The organism is Streptomyces minutiscleroticus, from assembly GCF_014650875.1.
Lineage (GTDB): Bacteria > Actinomycetota > Actinomycetes > Streptomycetales > Streptomycetaceae > Streptomyces > Streptomyces minutiscleroticus.
In genome coordinates, this window is the sequence record NZ_BMVU01000156.1 from 1 (window position 1) to 3,043 (window position 3,043).

Genomic DNA, 3,043 nt, shown 5'->3' on the forward strand with positions numbered 1-3,043 from the left:
TGCTCTTGTGGATCAAGACCCCGGGCGAGTCGGACGGCAACTGCGGCGTCGGAGCCGGCTCCACGGCCGGACAGTTCCTTCCCGAGGTCGCCTACAAAATGGTCTACGGCTACTGATCCAGGACTCCCGCCGTGGCCGATGTCCACTCCGAGCAGACAGCGAGGACAGCGGATGTCGGACGAGTCCGCGCTGTCCGGGTTCCGGCCCGCCCGGCCCGTCGGCCGAGTGGGAGCGGACGACGCGTTCATCTGGGTTTCGGTCCTTCCTTGATTCTCGTGATCCCTACCTTGGAGGCTCAGCCATGGGCTTGTATGCCCTTCCCAGATCCACTGTCCGCCGGAAAGCCCGCGGTTCGCTGATGGCGCTGGTACCGAACTCGACATCCAGGGCGCCTCGCCCACGACCTACGCCAACGTGGTCAACGACTGCCTGGCCGTCTCGCGCTGCCTCGGCATCACCGTCTGGGGTGTGCGCGACAGCGACTCCTGGCGAGCGTCGGACACGCCGCTGCTGTTCAACAACGACGGCAGCAAGAAGCCCGCCTGCACCGCCGTCCTGAACGCGCTCAACGGCGGCGACACCTCCACGCCCCCGGTGGAGGGCGGACAGCTCAAGGGCGTCTGTCCGGGCCGTTGCCTGGACGTGCCCAACGCCGGCACCGCCGACGGCACCCAGCTCCAGCTGTGGGACTGCCACAGCAACTCCAACCAGCAGTGGGAGTACACCTCCGCCGGCGAGTTCAGGGCCTACGGCGACAAGCGCCTAAACGCCGCCGGCACCGGCAACGGCGCCAAGGTGCAGATCTACAGCTGCTGGGGCGGCGACAACCAGAAGTGGCGCCTGAACTCCGACGGGTCGATCGTCGGCGTCCAGTCCGGCCTCTGCCTCGACGCCGCCGGCAGCGGCAACGGCGCCCAGATCCAGCTCTACGCCTGCTCGAACGGCAGCAACCAACGCTGGACTCGCACCTGACAGGGCCTGCCACGCACGAACGAAAGGATGAATCGATGACGGCTCACGGTACGGCCCCCCTCGCCCCTCCACGAAGACATCGCTGGTGGTCCCGAGTCGCCGCCGTGGTGGCGGCGACCCTCGCGATCGGCATGCTCGCCGCGGTGAATCCGGCGCCCGCCGAGGCGGCGACGGTGGACACCAATGCCTGGTACGTCCTGGTCAATCGCAACAGCGGCAAGGCGCTGGACGTCTCCGGCACGTCCACCGCCGACGGTGCGCGGGTCAGCCAGTGGACGCGCAACGACGGAGCCAACCAGCAGTGGCAGTTCGTGGACTCCGGTGACGGCTTCTACCGCCTCAAGGCCCGGCATTCGGGCAAGGTTCTCGACGTGGCCGGCGCCTCGACCGCGGACGGCGCCGCGATCCAGCAGTGGGCCGACCACAACGGGACCAACCAGCAGTTCCGCTTGGCCGACTCCGACGCGGGCCACGTCCGGCTGATCAACCGCACCAGCGGCAAGGCGGTGGAGGTGCAGGGCGCCTCCACCGCCGACGGCGGCAACGTCGTCCAGTACACCGACTGGGGCGGCGCCAACCAGCAATGGCAGATGATCAAACTGTCGTCCGGTGGCGGTGGTGGTGGCGGATGCGGCAGTGCCCCGACTCTGGCGAGCGGTACGCACACGATTCAGAGCGGCGGCAAGAGCCGCAGCTTCATCCTCAGGGTCCCCGCCGACTACGACAACAGCCACCCCTACCGGCTGATCTTCGCGTTCCACTGGCGAGGCGGAACCGCCGGCGAAGTCGCCTCGGGCGGCACGAGCGGGGCTGCCTGGTCCTACTACGGCCAACAGGAACAGTCGAACAACAGCGCGATCCTCGTCGCCCCCCAGGGCCTCGACAACGGTTGGGCCAATTCGGGCGGTGAGGACGTCACCTTCGTCGACGACATGATCCGGCGCATCGAGGGCGGCCTCTGTGTCAACCCGGCACAGCGTTTCGCCACGGGATTCAGCTGGGGCGGCGGCATGAGCTACGCACTCGCATGCAGCCGGGCGAACGTCTTCAGGGCCGTCGCGGTCATCTCCGGCGCTCAGATCAGCGGGTGCAGCGGTGGCACCCAGCCCATCGCCTACTTCGGGATCCACGGCATCAGCGACTCCGTCCTCAACATCGCGCAAGGACGGTCCCTGCGCGACAGATTCGTCAGCAACAACGGATGTACTGCCCAGAGCCCGCGCGAGCCCGCGACGGGCAGCCGAACGCACATCACCACCACCTACTCGGGCTGCCGTGCCGGATACCCGGTCCAATGGGCCGCGTTCGACGGAGGCCACATACCCGGTCCGGTCGACGGCTCCCCCAACGAGAGCGGCGTCGCTACCTGGACCAAAGCAGAGATTTGGAGGTTCTTCGCACAGTTCCAGTGACACGCCCGCACCCCGGAGTGGGGCCAGGATGCTCCTGGCCCCACTCCGCCTCACACGAGCTTTCACGCCTTTGGACCGGGCACGGCCGTCGAACAGGCCGTGCGAGACGTGGCGTTCGAGGAACACGTTCTCGCGGAGAGAAGTCCCGCCTGCCCGGTTCACGGCCGCGCAGGCCGCCACGGCCGCGGGTCCGCTGAACGAGGGCGACGGTGGCGGTGATCCGGCCGCTTCCTCCAGGAGATGGCCGGCGGGCCACGCTGGAGTCCGGGCCGGCCCGCTCAGCCCCGCGCGTTGGGAAACGGAAGGCTATGGGTGGCAGAGCGCGGGGACAGGGCGGTTGCCGGCCTGATCGGCGCGGCAGCGTCTGTGGGAAGGCCCCCCCTGGCGGGGCGTCGAGGACTGTCAATCCCCTCGCAGCGCGGACCCGGGTTCGACGTAATTTGCGCGTTCTAGAGGTCGCGCGAGGCTGAAGGCGCAGGTCATCGGGCTGCGATGGGCGCGGACGCCGCAAAGTGCCTAGAGACGCGACTTTCCTGATTCACCCGCGTTGGCCTGTGGCTTCGGCCTATCGTCTGGAGTCGTGTACGTGAAGACGACGAAGCGGGAGAACAAGTCCGGGACGGTCCGGTACCTGCACCTGGCCCACAACGAGTGGGATC

1 protein-coding gene and 2 pseudogenes are annotated in these 3,043 nt (G+C 68.3%); all 3 read left to right on the top strand.

Annotated elements, in window-relative coordinates:
- Positions 1-116, top strand: a pseudogene (locus IE271_RS40475) (glycoside hydrolase family 6 protein); the annotation flags it as partial.
- Positions 117-357: 241 nt separating this feature from the next.
- Positions 358-972, top strand: a pseudogene (locus IE271_RS40480) (RICIN domain-containing protein); the annotation flags it as partial.
- A gap of 104 nt (positions 973-1,076) precedes the next feature.
- Positions 1,077-2,384, top strand: coding sequence for an RICIN domain-containing protein (locus tag IE271_RS40485; protein ID WP_190195420.1), 1,308 nt, complete (start codon positions 1,077-1,079; stop codon positions 2,382-2,384).
- Positions 2,385-3,043 lie beyond the last annotated feature (659 nt).